Source organism: Microcoleus sp. CAWBG27 (assembly GCF_020883145.1).
GTDB lineage: Bacteria > Cyanobacteriota > Cyanobacteriia > Cyanobacteriales > Microcoleaceae > Microcoleus.
On sequence record NZ_JAHREU010000024.1, the window covers coordinates 59,346 to 76,406 of the forward strand.

Annotated in this window: 14 protein-coding genes; 6 read left to right on the forward strand and 8 right to left on the reverse strand. The window is 45.0% G+C overall.

Annotation, left to right across the window (positions count from 1 at the left end; all coding sequences use genetic code 11):
* Positions 1–39: 39 nt before the first annotated feature.
* Positions 40–1,155 (reverse strand): non-hydrolyzing UDP-N-acetylglucosamine 2-epimerase, encoded by a 1,116-nt coding sequence (gene wecB, locus QZ938_RS15500; protein ID WP_293147421.1) that lies wholly within the window; start codon positions 1,153–1,155, stop codon positions 40–42.
* A 203-nt stretch (positions 1,156–1,358) separates the two neighbouring features.
* On the opposite strand from wecB, the gene QZ938_RS15505 reads away from it, so the two are divergent.
* The gene (locus QZ938_RS15505; protein WP_293147419.1) at positions 1,359–1,931 is read left to right on the forward strand and encodes a pseudouridine synthase; all 573 of its coding nucleotides are present in this window, start codon (positions 1,359–1,361) and stop codon (positions 1,929–1,931) included.
* A 13-nt stretch (positions 1,932–1,944) separates the two neighbouring features.
* Here QZ938_RS15505 and QZ938_RS15510 read toward each other — a convergent pair whose 3' ends face one another.
* Together QZ938_RS15510 and QZ938_RS15515 are read right to left on the reverse strand one after the other, a co-directional pair.
* On the reverse strand, positions 1,945–3,378 hold the full coding sequence (locus tag QZ938_RS15510; protein ID WP_293147418.1) for a transposase: 1,434 nt from the start codon (positions 3,376–3,378) through the stop codon (positions 1,945–1,947).
* A 266-nt stretch (positions 3,379–3,644) separates the two neighbouring features.
* Entirely contained in the window at positions 3,645–4,484 is an 840-nt protein-coding gene (locus QZ938_RS15515) for a hypothetical protein (RefSeq protein ID WP_293334980.1), read from the reverse strand.
* 196 nt (positions 4,485–4,680) lie between these two features.
* Between QZ938_RS15515 and ctpB the strand changes: the two genes are divergently transcribed.
* Complete coding sequence (gene ctpB, locus QZ938_RS15520) at positions 4,681–5,997, forward strand: carboxyl-terminal processing protease CtpB (protein ID WP_293354349.1); 1,317 nt, start codon at positions 4,681–4,683, stop codon at positions 5,995–5,997.
* Between the two features lie 625 nt (positions 5,998–6,622).
* Here the strand turns inward: ctpB and QZ938_RS15525 are convergent.
* Both QZ938_RS15525 and QZ938_RS15530 read right to left on the reverse strand, forming a co-directional pair.
* Positions 6,623–7,075, reverse strand: coding sequence for a VOC family protein (locus QZ938_RS15525; RefSeq protein ID WP_293354351.1), 453 nt, complete (start codon positions 7,073–7,075; stop codon positions 6,623–6,625).
* A gap of 115 nt (positions 7,076–7,190) precedes the next feature.
* Positions 7,191–7,700 (reverse strand): TIGR02652 family protein, encoded by a 510-nt coding sequence (locus tag QZ938_RS15530; RefSeq protein WP_293178626.1) that lies wholly within the window; start codon positions 7,698–7,700, stop codon positions 7,191–7,193.
* 105 nt (positions 7,701–7,805) lie between these two features.
* Here QZ938_RS15530 and QZ938_RS15535 point away from each other — a divergent pair, with 105 nt between their 5' ends.
* From QZ938_RS15535 to QZ938_RS15545, 3 genes are all read left to right on the forward strand, one after another.
* Positions 7,806–8,363 (forward strand): gamma carbonic anhydrase family protein, encoded by a 558-nt coding sequence (locus QZ938_RS15535; RefSeq protein WP_293354353.1) that lies wholly within the window; start codon positions 7,806–7,808, stop codon positions 8,361–8,363.
* A gap of 221 nt (positions 8,364–8,584) precedes the next feature.
* Positions 8,585–9,190 carry a Uma2 family endonuclease gene (locus QZ938_RS15540; RefSeq protein WP_293147404.1) on the forward strand — a complete coding sequence of 202 codons (606 nt, stop codon included), beginning with the start codon at positions 8,585–8,587 and terminating at the stop codon, positions 9,188–9,190.
* Positions 9,191–9,429: 239 nt separating this feature from the next.
* Complete coding sequence (locus QZ938_RS15545) at positions 9,430–9,798, forward strand: hypothetical protein (RefSeq protein WP_293147402.1); 369 nt, start codon at positions 9,430–9,432, stop codon at positions 9,796–9,798.
* On the opposite strand, the gene QZ938_RS15550 is transcribed toward QZ938_RS15545, so the two are convergent.
* The 3 genes from QZ938_RS15550 to QZ938_RS15560 all read right to left on the reverse strand — a co-directional run bounded on the left by QZ938_RS15550 (position 9,795) and on the right by QZ938_RS15560 (position 13,903).
* Complete coding sequence (locus tag QZ938_RS15550) at positions 9,795–12,893, reverse strand: CHAT domain-containing protein (protein ID WP_293354355.1); 3,099 nt, start codon at positions 12,891–12,893, stop codon at positions 9,795–9,797. The two genes, QZ938_RS15545 and QZ938_RS15550, sit on opposite strands and share 4 nt — an antisense overlap.
* 251 nt (positions 12,894–13,144) lie before the next feature.
* Positions 13,145–13,588, reverse strand: coding sequence for an Imm30 family immunity protein (locus QZ938_RS15555; RefSeq protein ID WP_293354357.1), 444 nt, complete (start codon positions 13,586–13,588; stop codon positions 13,145–13,147).
* A 30-nt stretch (positions 13,589–13,618) separates the two neighbouring features.
* On the reverse strand, positions 13,619–13,903 hold the full coding sequence (locus QZ938_RS15560) for a type II toxin-antitoxin system Phd/YefM family antitoxin (protein ID WP_293147394.1): 285 nt from the start codon (positions 13,901–13,903) through the stop codon (positions 13,619–13,621).
* Positions 13,904–14,149: 246 nt separating this feature from the next.
* On the opposite strand from QZ938_RS15560, the gene QZ938_RS15565 reads away from it, so the two are divergent.
* Positions 14,150–16,612 (forward strand): GH116 family glycosyl hydrolase, encoded by a 2,463-nt coding sequence (locus QZ938_RS15565; RefSeq protein WP_293354359.1) that lies wholly within the window; start codon positions 14,150–14,152, stop codon positions 16,610–16,612.
* Positions 16,613–17,061 lie beyond the last annotated feature (449 nt).

Consider the following 17,061-nt stretch of genomic DNA (forward strand, 5'->3'; position numbering starts at 1 on the left):
ACTAAAGTCCTCACTACAAACCTATTTTAGGATTAATCTTTACTCAGAAAAGTAGTCTGCAACTATTTTCAAAATTCTAGAGGAGGCTAAACCGTCGCCAAAGGGATTGATTGCCATTGCCATCGCGTCGTAAGCTTTAGAATCACTCAGCAATTCTGCGGCTTCTGCTGTAATTGTATCAGAATTTGTACCGACAAGTTTAGCAGTGCCTGCGGAAACTGCTTCTGGCCTTTCTGTGGTTTCTCGCAATACTAAAACAGGCTTGCCCAAACTCGGTGCTTCTTCTTGCAATCCGCCTGAATCTGTCAAGATTAAATGACTTCTCTGCATCGCTCCTACTAATTCTGCGTAATCTAATGGTTCTGTTAAAAAGATTCTCGAATGGTCGCCTAAAAGTGCTTTTAATGGTTCCCTCACTGTGGGATTTCGGTGTAGTGGTAAGAGCAAGGCTGTGTCGGGAAATTTATCTAAAATTTGGATGAATGCCCGCGCAATTCCTGCTAATGGTTTGCCCCAATTTTCGCGGCGGTGGACTGTTGCTAAAATGGTGCGATGTTGGCTCCAATCTAAGTTGGGAATGTTGCATTCGGGTTCGCGTTTGGCGACTGATAGCAAGGCGTCGATTACTGTGTTGCCTGTACGGTGAATTTCTCCCAAAACGCCCGATCGCACTAAATTCTCCGCAGCCAGCGCTGTTGGGGCAAAATGCAGCCGTGTGAGCTGCGAAATCAACCGCCGGTTAGCTTCTTCGGGATAGGGATTGAACATATCGTCAGTCCGCAATCCGGCTTCTACGTGACCTACTGGTATTTTTTGGTAGAATGCAGCCAAGGCTGCGGCAAAGGCTGTCGTTGTGTCGCCCTGTACTAAGACGATGTCGGGCTGCAACTCTTTAAACAACGCTTCCAAACCATGCAAACTCCGGGAAGTGATATCCGTCAAGCTTTGCTGGTGCTGCATAATTGCTAAATCTCGATCGGCTTTGAGGTCGAACATTTGCATCACTTGCTCGACCATTTCTCGGTGCTGACCGGTTAAAATTACTTGGGTGTCAAAGTTGGGCGATTTTTTGAACAGTTGAATTACTGGGGCTAGTTTGATTGCTTCGGGGCGCGTTCCTAGAACGATGCAAATGCGGTGAATGGTTTTGGGCATGGTAAAATTGGGTAGTTTAGATTGGTGAGGCTCTTACAGGCTGAAGATTTTATGGCAGGTTTGAATCGTTGGTTGACAATATTTATTTTTTTATGAACCGCAGAGGCCACAGAGGGCGCAGAGGGAGAAAGGAGAAAGAAAAAGTGTATTTTTTGGGGGAGTTATATTGTTTCAGTTGGTACATTTTTATTTTTTAAGTGGTTATGCCTTATCGTTACATTTTATTTTACAAACCTTACGATGTTTTAACTCAATTCACTGATAATTCAGGGGAAGCTAAGCGCAGAACCCTGAAAGATTATATTCCGATTCCTGATGTTTATGCGGTCGGGAGGCTCGATCGCGATAGTGAAGGTTTGCTACTGTTAACCGATGACGGACAAATGCAGCACCGCCTCAGCGATCCAAAATTCGCTCATCCCCGCACTTACTTGGTGCAGGTGGAAGGGATTCCTGATGCAGGCGCGATCGCCCGTTTAGAAACTGGTGTCACAATTCAAGATTATCGGACTCGATCGGCAAAAGTGCAATTATTGTCCGCAGAACCTCAATTACCGCCCCGCGAACCCCCGATTCGATTTCGCAAACACATTCCCACAGCTTGGCTGGAAATGACTCTTACAGAAGGGCGCAACCGCCAAGTGCGCCGGATGACGGCAGCAGTGGGGTTTCCGACGCTGCGGCTGGTGAGAAGTGCGATCGGGCATTTGCGTCTAGAAGGGCTCAAACCCGGTGAATGGCGCGAAATAACTCCAACAGAAATCAAACTATTGTGAACTAACCTGACGGTCAACGGAGTACCGTTAGACCGCAGGCTTCTTTTTCCTTTTTTGCAAAGGCTTTTTTGAGTGACGGAGTTCCCCCGCCACTTTCGCAACTCAGACCAATCTTCTTGATAAGTTTAGCTGAGTTTTCATCCCGAGCCAAAAATTCTCCGCACTGACAAGAATGCCACCGCTCCGATAATTCTTTTGGAACTTTGTTGAGACAGTTCCAACAATGTTGAGAAGTTCCCTTTGGGTCAACAAACAAAACGTTTTTACCTAATTTCCAGGCGACATATTTCAGGACGCTAGCGAATTGCCCATGAGCAGCATCAAGCATGGATTTATTCAAACCACTTTTGGCTGACTGACCGTTCGGCAAATAAACCAAATTACCATTTTCAACATCAGCCTTGGGCTTGGCACGTCTAGTGAGATTTTTGACGCTCAAGTCTTCAACAACTAAAACATCACACTTGCTGAATAGCTCATGTGCCGTTTTAAATTGAAAATCTAATCTAGCTCTAGCTACAAACTGATGGAGCTTGGAAATCTTGTCCTTGATGATTCTCCAAGGCTTAAAACCCTTAACTTTATTCGCTAACTTCGCTTGAAGTCTTGCTAACTTCTGAGCCGATTTTCTCAATAATCTAGGATTTTCAATCCTTTCAACCTTGGAAAGGTAAACGTAATTAGTAATTCCCAGGTCGATACCCACGGTATTTTCTTCGGTCGGTTGAATTGCTGCAACCGTTATGGGGACTCTCTTATCTTCTAGCGTCAGGGAAATGTACCACCCATCCGCTTTTCTGATGACTGTACCCGTCTTGACCTTGAATCCTGTTGGTATTGGTCGGTGGAAAACCATAGGTACTTGACCTATTTTAGCAAGGCTAATACAAATCCTATCTTGCTCATCCTTGATGATATCTAAGTTGTCTAATTGAGGATAAGTGAAGGACTTGTAGTAGTGGAATCCCTTGAATTTGGGCTTGCCTCTACGATTGCCGTTTTTGTCGGGCGTGGTAAAGTTTGAAAAAGCAGTTTCAACTCTGTTGACGACATCTTGCAAAACCTGTGAATCCAACGCTTTGTAGTCGGAAAACAGTTTTTTAGTGTTTTTCAAGTCAGCAAGTTGTATTGCCTGCCACTGTACATATCCGCCTTCAATGTTCGAGAAAACATCACCTTTTTTTGTCAAAGGATTTCCTGATTCATCCTTCTTCCTGCCATCTCTAGTCTGCACTCTGGTTAAAGGAATACTTCTGTAAATCTCCTCAAGAGGGACTATTGAAACAACTAATGGACAGGAATTAATGGGCGTTCTCGTAGATTCCCACCATCTGAATCTTTCGCCGAGTCGGTAGTTATATTGTCGGCGACAGAGTTCTAAGTGAGCCACAATCGTCATTAGTTGGGCTTTGGTGGGTTTAAGGCGGTATTTGTAAGTGAGTTGCATTTTTAACTTGTTTTTTTTCGACCTACCTTAATGTACCATTTCTTTTGATTTAATGTTGAGAAAGTACATCAAAATTAAAGGTACTCGCAATGTCTAATTGTCGGCTTCCGTTCCTCCATTCGACGAGCCTTTCATCAAGCGCGGTAATTCCCGACGGGGTACTGAGCGCAGCAATTGAGATTTATCCCCTCTGAATATACCCTTAGACTTCCCGGCTGGTAGTTAAAATTTGCACAGAACAGCATCAGGAGCGTGCATCGCGCACCCTAATTTCTCGGAGGTAAAATAAAACTTTCCTTTCCATCCCGATCTTTTTGCACCCGAGCTCCCAACTTGACAAGAGCTTGTTTTGCTCTTTGACGAACCAACTTATCAGTTGTTTGATAATAAACCGTACTCCAAGCATTAAACCGCACCGGCACGCTATCTGGATCTCGGCGCAAAAACTCAGCAGTTGCTCGAAAAACCGGCGCCAATTTTGACTCATTCGGGGTTTTTTCCACCCAATCAGCAGCCATTTCGTGAGAGCGAATTGACTCGGGAATGTCTCCCAACAGCAGTAACTCATCAATACCTTTTGTTCGCCACACTATCCACGCTTGGGGATGAATTTGCGGCGACAAGGCGTTAGTACCCCGCTCGATGAACTTAACAGCAGTTTCAGGTTTTCCTTGATAAAAAGAAACGGCTGTGGAGAGAAATAGGTAGATGTCAGCCCACCTGGGGTCGCGCTGGGTAACTATGTCAAAATAATCTTGGCTGAGATTGTAGCCGGTCACATTTCGGGCTTCGTCATCGCCAAAATACTGCAAAAATTTGAGAAATGTCCAATCTGCAATTAAATTGTCAAACCCAAAACTAGGGAGATTTTTGAGCATTTTCAGCCGCAGGGCTTCTTGCTGGACTTCTTGCTGGGCGGCTTGCTTGAAACTAGCAGCAGATATTGCAGAGGGCGACTTTTGCTCCTCAACGCCAACTGAGGTCATTCCGCCTAATTGCCCGATCGACTGCATGGTAATGACTCCAGCCAGCGCTGCTGCACCGATAACTCCATTAACGAGCAGGCTCAACCACTTACGGGAAAAATTTTCGATTTTAGTTTCCATGAGACATTAAAATCCAAGTTTTAAATTAAGTTTATTAAAATACAGTAATGATTGGTTGGCGATCGACTATAAAGCTGGTTAAACTGTCAAAAGGGATGCTATGGCCTCCACAACATAGTTTAAGTGGTAGTTTGAGATTTTTTAGCAATTTTAAATCTCCAATCAAAAATCAAAAATCGAATTGAGCCAAAATTCAATGAATCAAGCCCGCAGACGCTTTTCTAAGTTACAGGCAGCCCTGTTCACTGGGGCGATGGCGACAACCGCTTCGATATCTTTACTCGTTCCCAGTCTGAGTCAGTCAGTCCGCGCCGAACTTCAAGATAGCCCCAAAGCTGTCTTAGACGAAGCTTGGCAAATTGTGAACCGAGATTATGTCGATCCAACCTTTAACAAGACTGACTGGCAAGTCACCCGCCAAGAATTGCTCAGCAAAAATTATACTTCTCGCGAAGCGGCCTACACTGCCCTCCGCAATGCCCTAGAGAAATTAAAAGACCCCTACACGCGCTTCATGGATCCGAAACAGTACGAAGCGCTGAAGAGTCAAATCTCTGGTGAACTGACAGGGGTGGGGATGAGGCTCGAAGAAGACGAGAAAACGAAAGCGATCACGGTAGTTGAGCCGATGGAAAATTCCCCAGCCATGAAGGCGGGGATTCAAGCTGGCGATAGGATTTTGGTGATTGATGGCAAACTTACCAAAGGTATGACTGTCGCGGATGCGGCTCAGGTAATTCGGGGCGCCGAAGGCACGAAAGTCACCCTGCGGATTGCTCGTCAGGGCAAAAGCGAGTTTGATATTACTCTGACTAGGGCGAAAATTGAGGTAGCAGCGGTTCGCTACAGTCTCAAGAAGGAAGCTGACAAGAATGTCGGTTATATCCGCTTGCAAGAGTTTAGCTCCCACGCGGGCGAACAAATGCAGCGGGCGATTAAAAACCTCTCGGAGCAGAAAGCTGACGCTTTTGTGTTGGATTTGCGGGGTAATCCCGGCGGGTTGCTGTCGGTGAGCATTGATATCGCGCAGATGTGGATGGATTCTGGGGCGATCGTCCGTACAGTCTATCGTGCGGGAGATTCTCAGGAAATGCGGGCCAACCGCACTGCAATCACTAACAAGCCTTTGGTGGTACTGGTAGACAACAACTCGGCCAGCGCCAGCGAGATTTTGGCCGGTGCGCTGAAGGACAACAAGCGGGCCACTGTGATGGGCGGCCAAACTTTTGGCAAAGCTTTGGTGCAGTCTACGCATCCTTTGTCTGACGGTTCGGGATTGGCGGTGACGATCGCTCACTACTATACCCCCAACGGTACGGATATCAGCCACAAGGGCGTTACTCCCGATGTCAAGGTGGAAGTTAGCGACGAACAAAAGCTGAAATTAGCTAATAAACCGACGTTGGTTGCGACTAAGGACGATCCTTGCTACGCGCAGGCGATCGCACTTTTGAAAACTAGCGCTGCGTCAACTCGCCCTACTGGTAATGAAGCTCTTGTTCCTAAAAAGTAGTTGAAACCGTCAGACAATAACAATCAGCTTTAAGATGAAACCCGCACCAGCGGGTTTTGTTTTGTCAAGAATTGATTGCATCAATTAATCGCAGCAAGATTGGTTCGTAGTGCGGACTTCAGTCCGCTATACGGCTGCGGACTGAAGTCCGCACTACGAACGGTTTTTGTTATGCTAATTGACAGGAATTGATATTATTGCAGCAAGATTGGTTCGTAGTGAGGACTTCAGTCCGCTATGCAGCAAGATTGGTTCGTAGTGAGGACTTCAGTCCGCTATGCAGCAAGATTGGTTCGTAGTGCGGACTTCAGTCCGCTATGCAGCAAGATTGGTTCGTAGTGCGGACTTCAGTCCGCAGCCCAAGGAATGAAAAATAAATAAGGTGACTAAGGTCGGAATAGTTTAGCTAGAATCAAGGCTTCTGGGATTTAATTGTACAAGTTATTTCTTTTAATTCCTAAGAGCGGACTGAAGTCCGCACTACGAACGGTTTTTTTTATGCTAATTGACAGGACACGATCTTATTGGCTCGTGCTGTGTTGCATCTAATATCTACGATTGACTGGCGCTATCAAACAAAGTTAAAAGTCCTAACTCCTGGGGCGGACACAGCAATCCCGTTTTCCTACTTTTCAGAATTGATAGAATTAAGACGCCGGATAAACTCTAAGGGCAAACCGTCGGTATCAGCAATAAAAGCTACTTCATAAACATTTTGCCCGATCGCCTGTTGAGTCGGTTCTAATAAAACTTTCAAAGCTTGAAACTGGTTTGGTTGCTCTTTAGCTGCTTCCTCAAACCGCTGTTTGAGAGACTCCAACCAACTCGGCAAATCAGTTGTCGCCTCAGTTAAATCGAAAGATAAATGATAATATCCAACATAATGCTCGTCTCCGAAAGCATCCGGTGCGGGTTTTGGTTCCGGGATTTGGATTAGTTCGATGCGTCCGTTGAGACCTTCCATCCAGCAGGCTAGGGTGTAACCTGTGGTAAAGCGATCGCTCACAGTAAATCCCAACTGTTCGTAAAAGGCGATCGCCCGGTGAATGTTAGCAGTGCGAATGGAGGCGTGGTGCATTTGATTTTGTTAATTGTTACTTGTTAATTGTTACTTGTTAATTGTTACTTGTTAGTTGTTACCTACTAATAAACTAATAACCAATAACTAATAACCACTAACAAATAACTAATAACTATTCAAACAACCGAAAATAGGGATATCTAATTGGAACTCCCGGCTCTTTTTCCAAATCAAAATTAATCACTTCCCAGCAAGGTTCCTCTTGAGGATCGGGGCTAAAATCCACAGGTAAACCGTACAGCCGGGGGCGTGGCGAGTCCGGCTGGCCCCGCCAAGGCGTGCTGCGTTCCAAATAAGCGCTGATTAAGTCTCGATAACGTTGGGCAACGATGACGCGAGTTGCTCGGTACCCTTGAGTATAAAGTCGATCGAGCGCTTCGTGAATTTCAAACCGAATTCCGTCCGGGTGAGTGTGCTGGCGATACCATTCATCCTCCCAGCGGCGCCAATGTCGCCCAGACTGAAGGTGAACGAGTTCCCCCGTTTTTGGATCTGCCTCAAATGCCCCGTGACGCGGACACAAATAGGTATCCGTGAGTGTTAAAGCCGGAATTGTTTGGCGACAGTGGGGACACTGAATTTCCGGGCCAAACATCGGGTATTGCAAGGCAACTTCAATCATTTATGGCGTCCCAACATATTTATCTGCAAAAGTGGCAAATAGTCTTATTATATCCCGTATCAACAACCAGCTAATCTGCTAGAAGTATCACGATCGACCAAAAAGATGAGCAATCTCAACGAACCTCTGCCTGCACTTCCTGCCTATTGGCCTGCACCGGATCTCTCCCAAGCTGCTTTTGTAGCGAAAGGCGCTGTTGTCATCGGCAGGGTAGAGGTGGCTGCGGGCGCGAGTATCTGGTACGGGGCGGTGGTGCGGGGGGATGTAGAACGAATTGCGATCGGCAAAAGTACCAATATCCAAGATGGAGCAATTCTGCACGGCGATCCGGGGAAACCGACTATTTTAGAAGATTTTGTGACAGTCGGACACCGAGCGGTGATTCATTCAGCTTACATTGAACGGGGCTGTTTGATCGGGATTGGGGCGATCGTCCTGGACGGAGTGAGAGTGGGTACAGGCGCGATCGTCGGTGCAGGGGCGGTTGTCACGAAGGACGTTCCCCCTCACACGCTGGTTGCGGGAGTGCCTGCCAAGCGGCTGCGAGACTTGTCTGAAGAAGAATCTGCGGAGTTGGTGGAACACGCCAAGCGTTACGAAAAGTTGGCTTTGGTGCACGCGGGAAAAGGTTCTGATTTGGGATTTGCTGAGGTGAATGAATGAGATTTTCAACATTCATGTCAACTTAAAACTGAAACCCTCTGTCTCTCTCGTTTTTATCGAAGTCTAGATCCCCCTAAATCCCCCTTAAGAAGGGGGACTTTGAGAATATTTCTTGTCCCCCCCTTATTAAGGGGGGCTAGGGGGGATCTCCGGGTTAGTTTTATTCGAGAAGAATGCTAAACTATTGTAATTAAAATCAAGCAAAAAAGTATTGATTTATAATGACTTACACCGCGCAAAAAATCCTCACCTTTGAAACATTTGTCGATCGATACTGTAACAACCCCCGCTACGAACTTGCTGACGGAGAATTAGTTGACAGGTCACCCACAGGCCCCCACGAAACCGTCAGCGGCAAATTGGTAGCTCAAATAGTAATTGCGATCGCAGCAGAAAAACTACCTTGGTTTATTCCCCGGACTTGTTTAATCCGTCCATTTTCCGACGCAGCTACTGCCCGCCGTCCCGATATTGTAGTGTTAGATGAAGCCGCCCTTGTCAGCGAACCCCTCTGGGAAAGAGAACCTGTAATCACGCTCGGGCGAACCATTAAATTGGCAGTAGAAGTCGTCAGCACTAACTGGGAAACAGATTATGCTCGAAAAGTTGAAGAATACGCTCTTTTAGGAATTCCAGAATATTGGATAGTTGATTATCGTGGATTAGGAGGCGTGGCTTTTATCGGTAAACCAAAACAACCTACTATCACCGTTTGTCAACTGATTGACCAAGATTATGTTCAGCAACAGTTTCGCCTAGGTGAACCAGTTATTTCTCCTCTGTTAAAAAGCTTGCAACTTCGCTTAGATGATATTCTGCCCCGATAAAGTGGGGTGTCAAACTATATATAGGATTGACGTGCGGGTATTCAGAAACCGGGTTTTTTCGATAAAACTTCGTCACAACACGCAGAAACTCATAAAAACCCGGTTTCTTTGGTATGAGTGGGTAAGTCCTGGGAATGAATATGTCTTTGGGAATATGATAAACTGGAAAACATCCGGCTGAGGCTGTCGGATGAGTGAAAGTAAAAAGCATTAATCACATTTTACGGAGTCAGGCTTAAATGACCGTACTTACATCAGAAGAAATTGCACAATATCGCTCTCAATTAGCCGATTATCCAGATGCTCTAGCTGCGCTTGACGAAGTAGAAGCTTGCGATAACAGTTTAGAAGATGCAGCAGAAGTGTTAGCACTTGAGTCTGGAGACACAAAATCCACTCTGGCAAAGTCAGGCCAAAGTTATTTAGACGAGTTAACCGAGAAAGCGCGGGAAGTTATCTGTAGCAAATACACAGGTGATGTACTGGAATTATTCAAGGATTTGAGAGATTTTATGCCGTTTCCTGGTAATTTAGCAACGTTAGTTGCTATCAACGTGACTAAAATAGCTGTTGATAAGTTTTGCGAGTCGTCTGAGTCTGAAGCTTAGATTCCTGTAGCTGTGAAGGCTGCCCAATCGGAAGGGTGAGCAAAAGGATATGCTTGAGATAGGCGATATGTTATTGATGCCTCAGCTTTCCTACGCTCTACTTTTGGTAGTTTACTAAGGATTTCATCAATTAGAGGCTTGTATTGAACCAGGCGTTTTTTAAATTCGTCAACAGTTAAATCTCGCAGCCGCTTCTGTGATAGATTGAGGGCGATCGCAATATCTCCCTCTTCTAACTGTTTATATTTTCTGAGGTTTTCATAAAACTCAATCATCAGAAAAGCAGCAGACAGTTGATCTACCTCCCAAAGGGTACTGACGACGCTGGGACTACCTGCAAACAGGAAACCACTTGGCAAACCGATATACTCATCGCTGATGCTGTTAAAATCTGTCATCCCAGTTTCACAAGCCGAGAGGATAACTAGGCGACATTGATTTAAGTCTAGAGCAAAGATTTCTCCCAGCGTCAGGTGTCCATCCGCCAAAATTAGAGCTGATTTTTCAAAGTTAAATGTAGCATGACCGAAGAAGTGGAAGCAATGGGCAGAGCGTAGTTTTTCTGATTGAATGAGGTTAGCTTTGATTGCTTGCTCTCCAGGGAGAACATAGTCATTAGGCTGAAAATAAGGACGGATAGCTTCAACTCCCAAATCGACATAGGGACGGTCTTTAGTAGGATTTTGGATGGCAAACAGGTGGGTAAAGTCGGGGCGTTTTCGTTTCTGTGCTTGTAATAATAGCTGACAACTGGGTGCATAGCTGACACCATTGGGAAAAAGGTCAAGGAGGCACAATTCACCGACTGGTAAAGCATGAAGTGGTAACAGATGTAAGGCAAGATGAGGGATGAGGATTAGCTGCTGACAATCTTTGGGAAGATGGGAGAGAATCTCATCCAAGAGCAATATCTTTGCTAATTCCTTGAGTCGCGGAGTTAGCTGAGTCAGCCAGTTGTCTTTTTGCTCGTAGTAATCATCTATATAAGCATTAGCCCAATATACCAAAGCATTTCGATCATCGGCTGTGGCAGACAAAACGAAGGGTTGGGGGCTGTGGCGGGTAAAGATAAATGTGTGGAAGCTCTCACCAGTGATATACCACTCGATAATTGCCGTGTGGTCATCTAAAGTTGCCTGAAAGTGGTCAAACTTGAAGCTAGAACCGATGGGGAGGTATCGGTTTTGTAAGTAGTTGCGCTGCTGTCGTAACTGCACAAGATGTAGCGCTATAGTTTCTGGGTTATCGGTTTTACCAGTCTGGATTAGGTTCTGATAACTAGCGATTTGGTCTCGGAGTCTTTCTAGTTCTTTGACAGATTCTGGAGGGAAAATGTTATGTAAATCACGGGTGAGGATTTGTTCAACTAGGTTGCGGGTTTTGCTGCGTTCGGCGTATTCTGTCGCTGCGGTGTAATTGCCCATCTCTAGGCAGACTTCTACCATATATTGATAGATTTGGTTATGTTCCTCAGCTAGTTTTTGCTTGAATTCCTCCCCGGAGACAATCTCTTCTCGCAGTAATTCTACTATTTCTATAGCATCAGCAAAAGCATGATATGCAAGATACTTTTGGTTGTTTTCTTTGTAAGCAAGCCCAAGGTTAAATAAAGTCTGAGCGCAATCTTGGGGAAAAGCTGAGCAGGTGCGAACTTCAAGTGCAGCTTGGTAATAGCAAATTGCTGCTTCTAAATTCTCGGCTTTATCTCCTTTGATTCTGTCAAAGTAGGCAAGAGCTAGATTATGTTGAGTGGCTGCCCAATTTTGGGGAAAAACTGAGCGGTTGAGAACTTCAAGCGCAGCTTCGCAATAGCGAATTGCTGCTTCTAAATTCTCGGTTTTATCTCCTTTGATTCTCTTAGAGTAGGCAAGAGCCAGGCTATTGTTAGAGTAGGCAAGAGCCAGACTATTTTCAGTGACTGCCAAATCTTGGGGAAATGCTTTGTCGCTGAGGATTTCAAGTGCGGCTTGGCAATAGCGAATTGCCTCTTCTAAATTCTCAGCATTATCTCCTTTTATTCTGTATAAGTAGGCATTAGCCAGATTATTTTGAGTCATTGCCCAATCTTGGGGAAAAGCTGAGCGGGTAAAAACTTCAAGTGCAGCTTGGTAATACCGAATTGCTGCTTCTAAATTTTCGCCTTTATCTCCTTTTACTCTCTTAGAGTAAGCAAGAGCCAGATTATTTTGAGTAGTCGCCCAATCTTGGGGAAAGTCTTCGCGGGTGAAAACTTCAAGTGCAGCTTCGTAATGGCGAATTGCTGCTTTTAAATTCTCGGCTTTATCTCCTTTAATTCTGCCAGAGTAGGCAGCAGCAAGATTATTTTGAGTTGTTGCCCAATCTTGGGGAAAAGCTGAGCAGGTGAAAACTTCGAGTGCGGCTTGGTAATAGCGAATAGCTGCTTCTAAATTCTCGGATTTATCTCCTTTGATTCTCTGATAGTAGGCATTAGCAAGATTGTTTTGAGTCATTGCCCAATCATGAGAAAAATCTGAACGGCTCAGAACTTCAAGTGCAGCTTGGTAATAGCGAATTGCCATTTCTAAATTCTCGGATTTATCTCCTTTGATTCTGTTAGAGTAGACAAGAGCCAGATTATTTTGAGTCGCTGCCCAATCTTGGGGTAATGCTGAGCCGGTAAAGATGGTAGCAGCAATTTCGTAACCTGTGCGTGCAATCTCCAAATTGCTGGCTATACTTCCTAGAGGGAACTCGTAAATCAAGTAGCTCAAACTGAAAATAACTTTGGCCATCGATTGTGTTTCTTCTGATTCAATCTCTGATAGTGTCGCCATTGACCAATCTCGCAACAAACAGGAAAAAGCATCATTCAGTTTATCTAAGTTGTCTTGCAACAGCGCGTACACCTGTTGCGCTTCACCGTTACTTTCTGCTGTTCTCTCCAATACCTCCATCAAGAAGTTGAAATACACTTCTGATGTTGCTGAAGAGTTGGCGATGTACTCACTCAAATGGGAAGCCCCATTTCGCAACCAAGTAGCGTTATTCTCATCCCCTCGCTGTGCCAGATAGTCAGCAACTTGTAGCATCATTTGCACTAACTCAGCATCAAGCAACTCAGAGTTAGCATTCAAAATGTTTGTTCTTTCATCTTCGCTTGAACAATTTAATAACAAATAGATTATATGCAGATAGGCTTGACGGTGGCTTTCATCCATTATGGGCGATATTTGAAGTAGTGATGTTATTTTCTACATCAGGATTTGCACTTTTTCGGGATGCAAAATAATCTTCCGTACAGGCGGGCTTAGCTGCTGGCACTACGCATCCAGAAACCCGACTGCTTCAAGAAGTCGAGTTTATCAGGAATCCTGTATAATCGATCTTACCTCGCTAACTCTAATTTTGGCTCCCGCTTGTTTAAATGGTAACTAGCGCTTTCTTCGAGCAATTGACGAACAAAATTAGGTTCTTGGGAGTTTAATGAATGCAAAGTATCTCGATACAAACGACAAGCATCACCATCATTCAAAATGTGGCTGTGAAGAATTCTCGTCCATTCCGAAGCAACGAGCATTAATTGCGGTACAACTGTCACAAAGGCTTGAATCTGGGCTGACACATCAAAAGATTCTAGAAAATGAATCAAACCAAACATGACTTCTGGCTGTTCGCAGCGATCGTCTAAAATCAGATGTAAATCTGGCAAATCTTCATCTTGAGGACGATCGGCAAGTGAGGCTAAAGCATTTTCAAAAGCTGTAACTTCATCAGGCGATCGCATCAATTTATTGACTTCTAAAATACTAATCCAGATATTCTCTTTCATCAGCTATTACCTTCCTCATCTGATTCATGCCTAACTATCTAACTTATCAAACAGTTGATTGAAAAAAACCTCCGCTTTTTGCCCTTCCCCTCGATCCATTTGTTCCAAACCCAGTTTAATTCCCTTTAAAGTCTCTAATAACTCAACCGCATCTAAAAGTTTTTGATAGGATTCAGCATCCTGAATCACTAACTCTGCTTTCCCATTGACAGTTAGAACTAAAGGATGTTTTGTTTGCTTGAGCCGCTGCACAAACTCAGTCGTATTACGTTTAAAATCGGTGAGAGAATGTATGTCTTTTGAAAGGTTAATCATAATGATAACATTAAATTAGCATCTAATTAAATGTTAAACGATACCTGCGGAGTTTGTCAATCTAAGCTTGGGTGATATATTGTCGGTAACGAGAATCCTTGTAGGGTGCGTCGCTATCAGATTTTTCAGGTTCTCAAGTAGATGACTGATGGCGACGCACCCTACGATATCTACAGAACTAACTGTTATATACTATTAAGGCTCTGCCGGAATTTGCCCGATCGCCCTTGCCACCAAAATTAAACCATGAACGATCGCACATTTAACCCAAACATCCCCCCGCACACCTGGAAACGTCCCATCGGCCTCGGTTGGGATAATCCCTATACAGTCCGCTACGCAAGCAATCTCGACGACGGGCCATGGCACGGAATGCCCCTAGGCGGGTTCGGTGCAGGCTGCATCGGGCGATCGTCCAGAGGCGACTTCAACCTTTGGCACATCGACGGCGGCGAGCACATTTTTCGCAGTTTACCAGCTTGTCAATTCAGCATATTTGAAGAAACAAAAGGCAAAAAACAAGCCTTTGCACTGTCCACCGAACCGCCTACAGATGGCAGTTTATCTAGTTGGCAATGGTATCCTTCAGAAGGAAGAAGGAAGAAGGAAGAAGGGATAAGAGAAAAGCTTAATTCGGGGACTTATCATGCTTTGTATCCGCGCAGTTGGTATGTTTACGAAAATGTGTTTGAAGCTCAATTAAGCTGCGAGCAATTTTCGCCAATTTTGCCGAACAATTATCAAGAAAGCAGTTACCCAGTTGCCATGTTTGAATGGGTAGCGCACAATCCGACAGATGCGCCCATTACTCTCAGCATCATGCTAACTTGGGAGAATATTGTGGGCTGGTTTACCAATGCTGAACCCCCCCAGCCCCCCCTTACTAAGGGGGGGTACGGGGGGGTTCCCGTGAAGGTGCGAGATGATGGCAGTCCATTTTATGACTATAAATCCCGGTGGGGAGAAAGTGGCGGAAATATGAATTTGTTGGTGGAAGATTTTCACCGTTTCGGTTGCGTGATGACGCGGTTGACTGCTGACGATAGTCCACAAGAAGGAGATGGACAATGGGCGATCGCAACTATTACCAATCCGGCGGTAGAAGTATTCTATCAAACTCGCTGGAACCCGGCGGGAAACGGCGAGGATATTTGGCAGCACTTTTCTCAACAAGGTTTCTTGTTGGATGACAGAGACGAGACAGCCGCCGCCCCAGGGGAACAGTTAGCTTGTGCGATCGCAGTTAGGTTTACCATTCGACCGGGGAAAACTCGCAAAATCCCCTTTATCATAGCTTGGGATTTGCCCGTTACTGAATTTGCATCGGGAGTTTCTTACTACCGCCGTTATACCGATTTCTTCGGGCGCAATGGCAAAAATGTCTGGCCGATTATTCGCACGGCGATGAAGCATTCGGATACTTGGCGCGAAAGTATTGAAGCTTGGCAAAAACCGATTTTAGAACGAACTGATTTGTCAGATAGTTTTAAAATGGCGCTGTTTAATGAGTTGTACATTTTAACTCAGGGCGGTAGTCTCTGGAGTGCAGCGGATGAACGCGATCCGAAAGGTCAATTTGGGGTTTTGGAGTGTATTGATTACCGCTGGTACGAAAGTTTGGACGTGCGGCTTTACGGTTCTTTTGCTTTATTGATGCTGTGGCCTGAATTAGAAAAGTCGGTCATGATTGCCTTTGCTAGGGCAATTTCGGCGGGTGACGATACGCCGAGAGTTATTGGCTGGAATCAAGCTGCGGCGATTAGAAAATCTATCGGTGCGACGCCGCACGATTTGGGTGCTCCCAACGAACATCCTTGGGAAAAAACGAATTATACTAGCTATCAAGATTGCAATTTGTGGAAGGATTTACCTTGCGATTTTGTGTTGCAGGTTTATCGGGATTTCCTCTTGACGGGTGGCACGGATTGTGAGTTTTTACAAGAGTGTTGGCCGGCAATTGTTCAGGCTTTGGCTTATCTGAAAACCTTTGATGAGGATGGAGACGGCATTCCTGAGAATTCGGGTGCGCCGGATCAGACGTTTGATGATTGGCAAATGCGGGGGATAAGTGCCTATTGTGGCGGTTTGTGGTTGGCGGCGCTGGAAAGTGCGATCGCGATCGGCGAAATCTTAGAAGATGCAGCACCGGATATACTTCCGAATCCGCAAGAGAAGATTGCATTATATCACAGTTGGCTGTTACAAGCAAGACCTAGCTATCAAGAAAAACTGTGGAACGGTCAATATTACCGTTTGGACAGCGAGAGTAATTCCGAAGTGGTGATGGCCGACCAATTGTGCGGTCAATTTTACGCAAAACTGTTGGGATTGCCGGATATTGTGCCGTCTGAATGTGCAGTCAGCGCTTTAGAAACAGTGTATGAATCTTGCTTTTTGAAGTTCAATGATGGCGAGTTCGGTGCAGCAAATGGCGTGATGCTGAACGGTTCGCCGGAAAATCCGAATGCGACTCATCCCTTGGAAGTTTGGACAGGAATTAATTTTGGGTTGGCGGCTTTTTTGGTGCAGATGGGAATGGAGGAGAAGGCATTTAAGTTGACGGATGCGGTGGTGAAGCAGATTTATGAGAATGGGTTGCAGTTTCGCACGCCGGAAGCGATTACGGCGGGGGGGACTTTTCGGGCGAGTCACTATTTGCGGGCGATGGCGATTTGGGCAATTTATGGGGTGTTGACTAATTTTAAATAGGCCATTGGTTCGATAAAATTAGGTACGTTGTTGGGCTTTAGCACTCGGGATTTAAGAGGTTCTATAAGCTATCAGTCATGCCTCACCTTTATGATAAAGGCTATAGCATTTATCATAAACATGAGGTATGATTGTAAATGGAGTTTTTGATGCGACCTCGCTTACTATATAATCCAATACGGTTTATTTAACGCTTTTTGAATAATTTTATATGACGATTTTCTGGCAATACAGGCATTTTTGGCAAGTCAGATTTTTCTGAAGGATCGCAAATTAAATAATTTATACAAGCAAAGTGGAATGGGCGGGAGATCCCGTTCATAAAGGACGGGTTCTCCCGCCCATTCCACAAAAACCATCAAATTGTAAGTTATTTAATTCTCATTCCTAAGTCAACTGTATTGCTATATAATCACTATAATCACTACTCTAAGAGGGCTAAAGCCCAA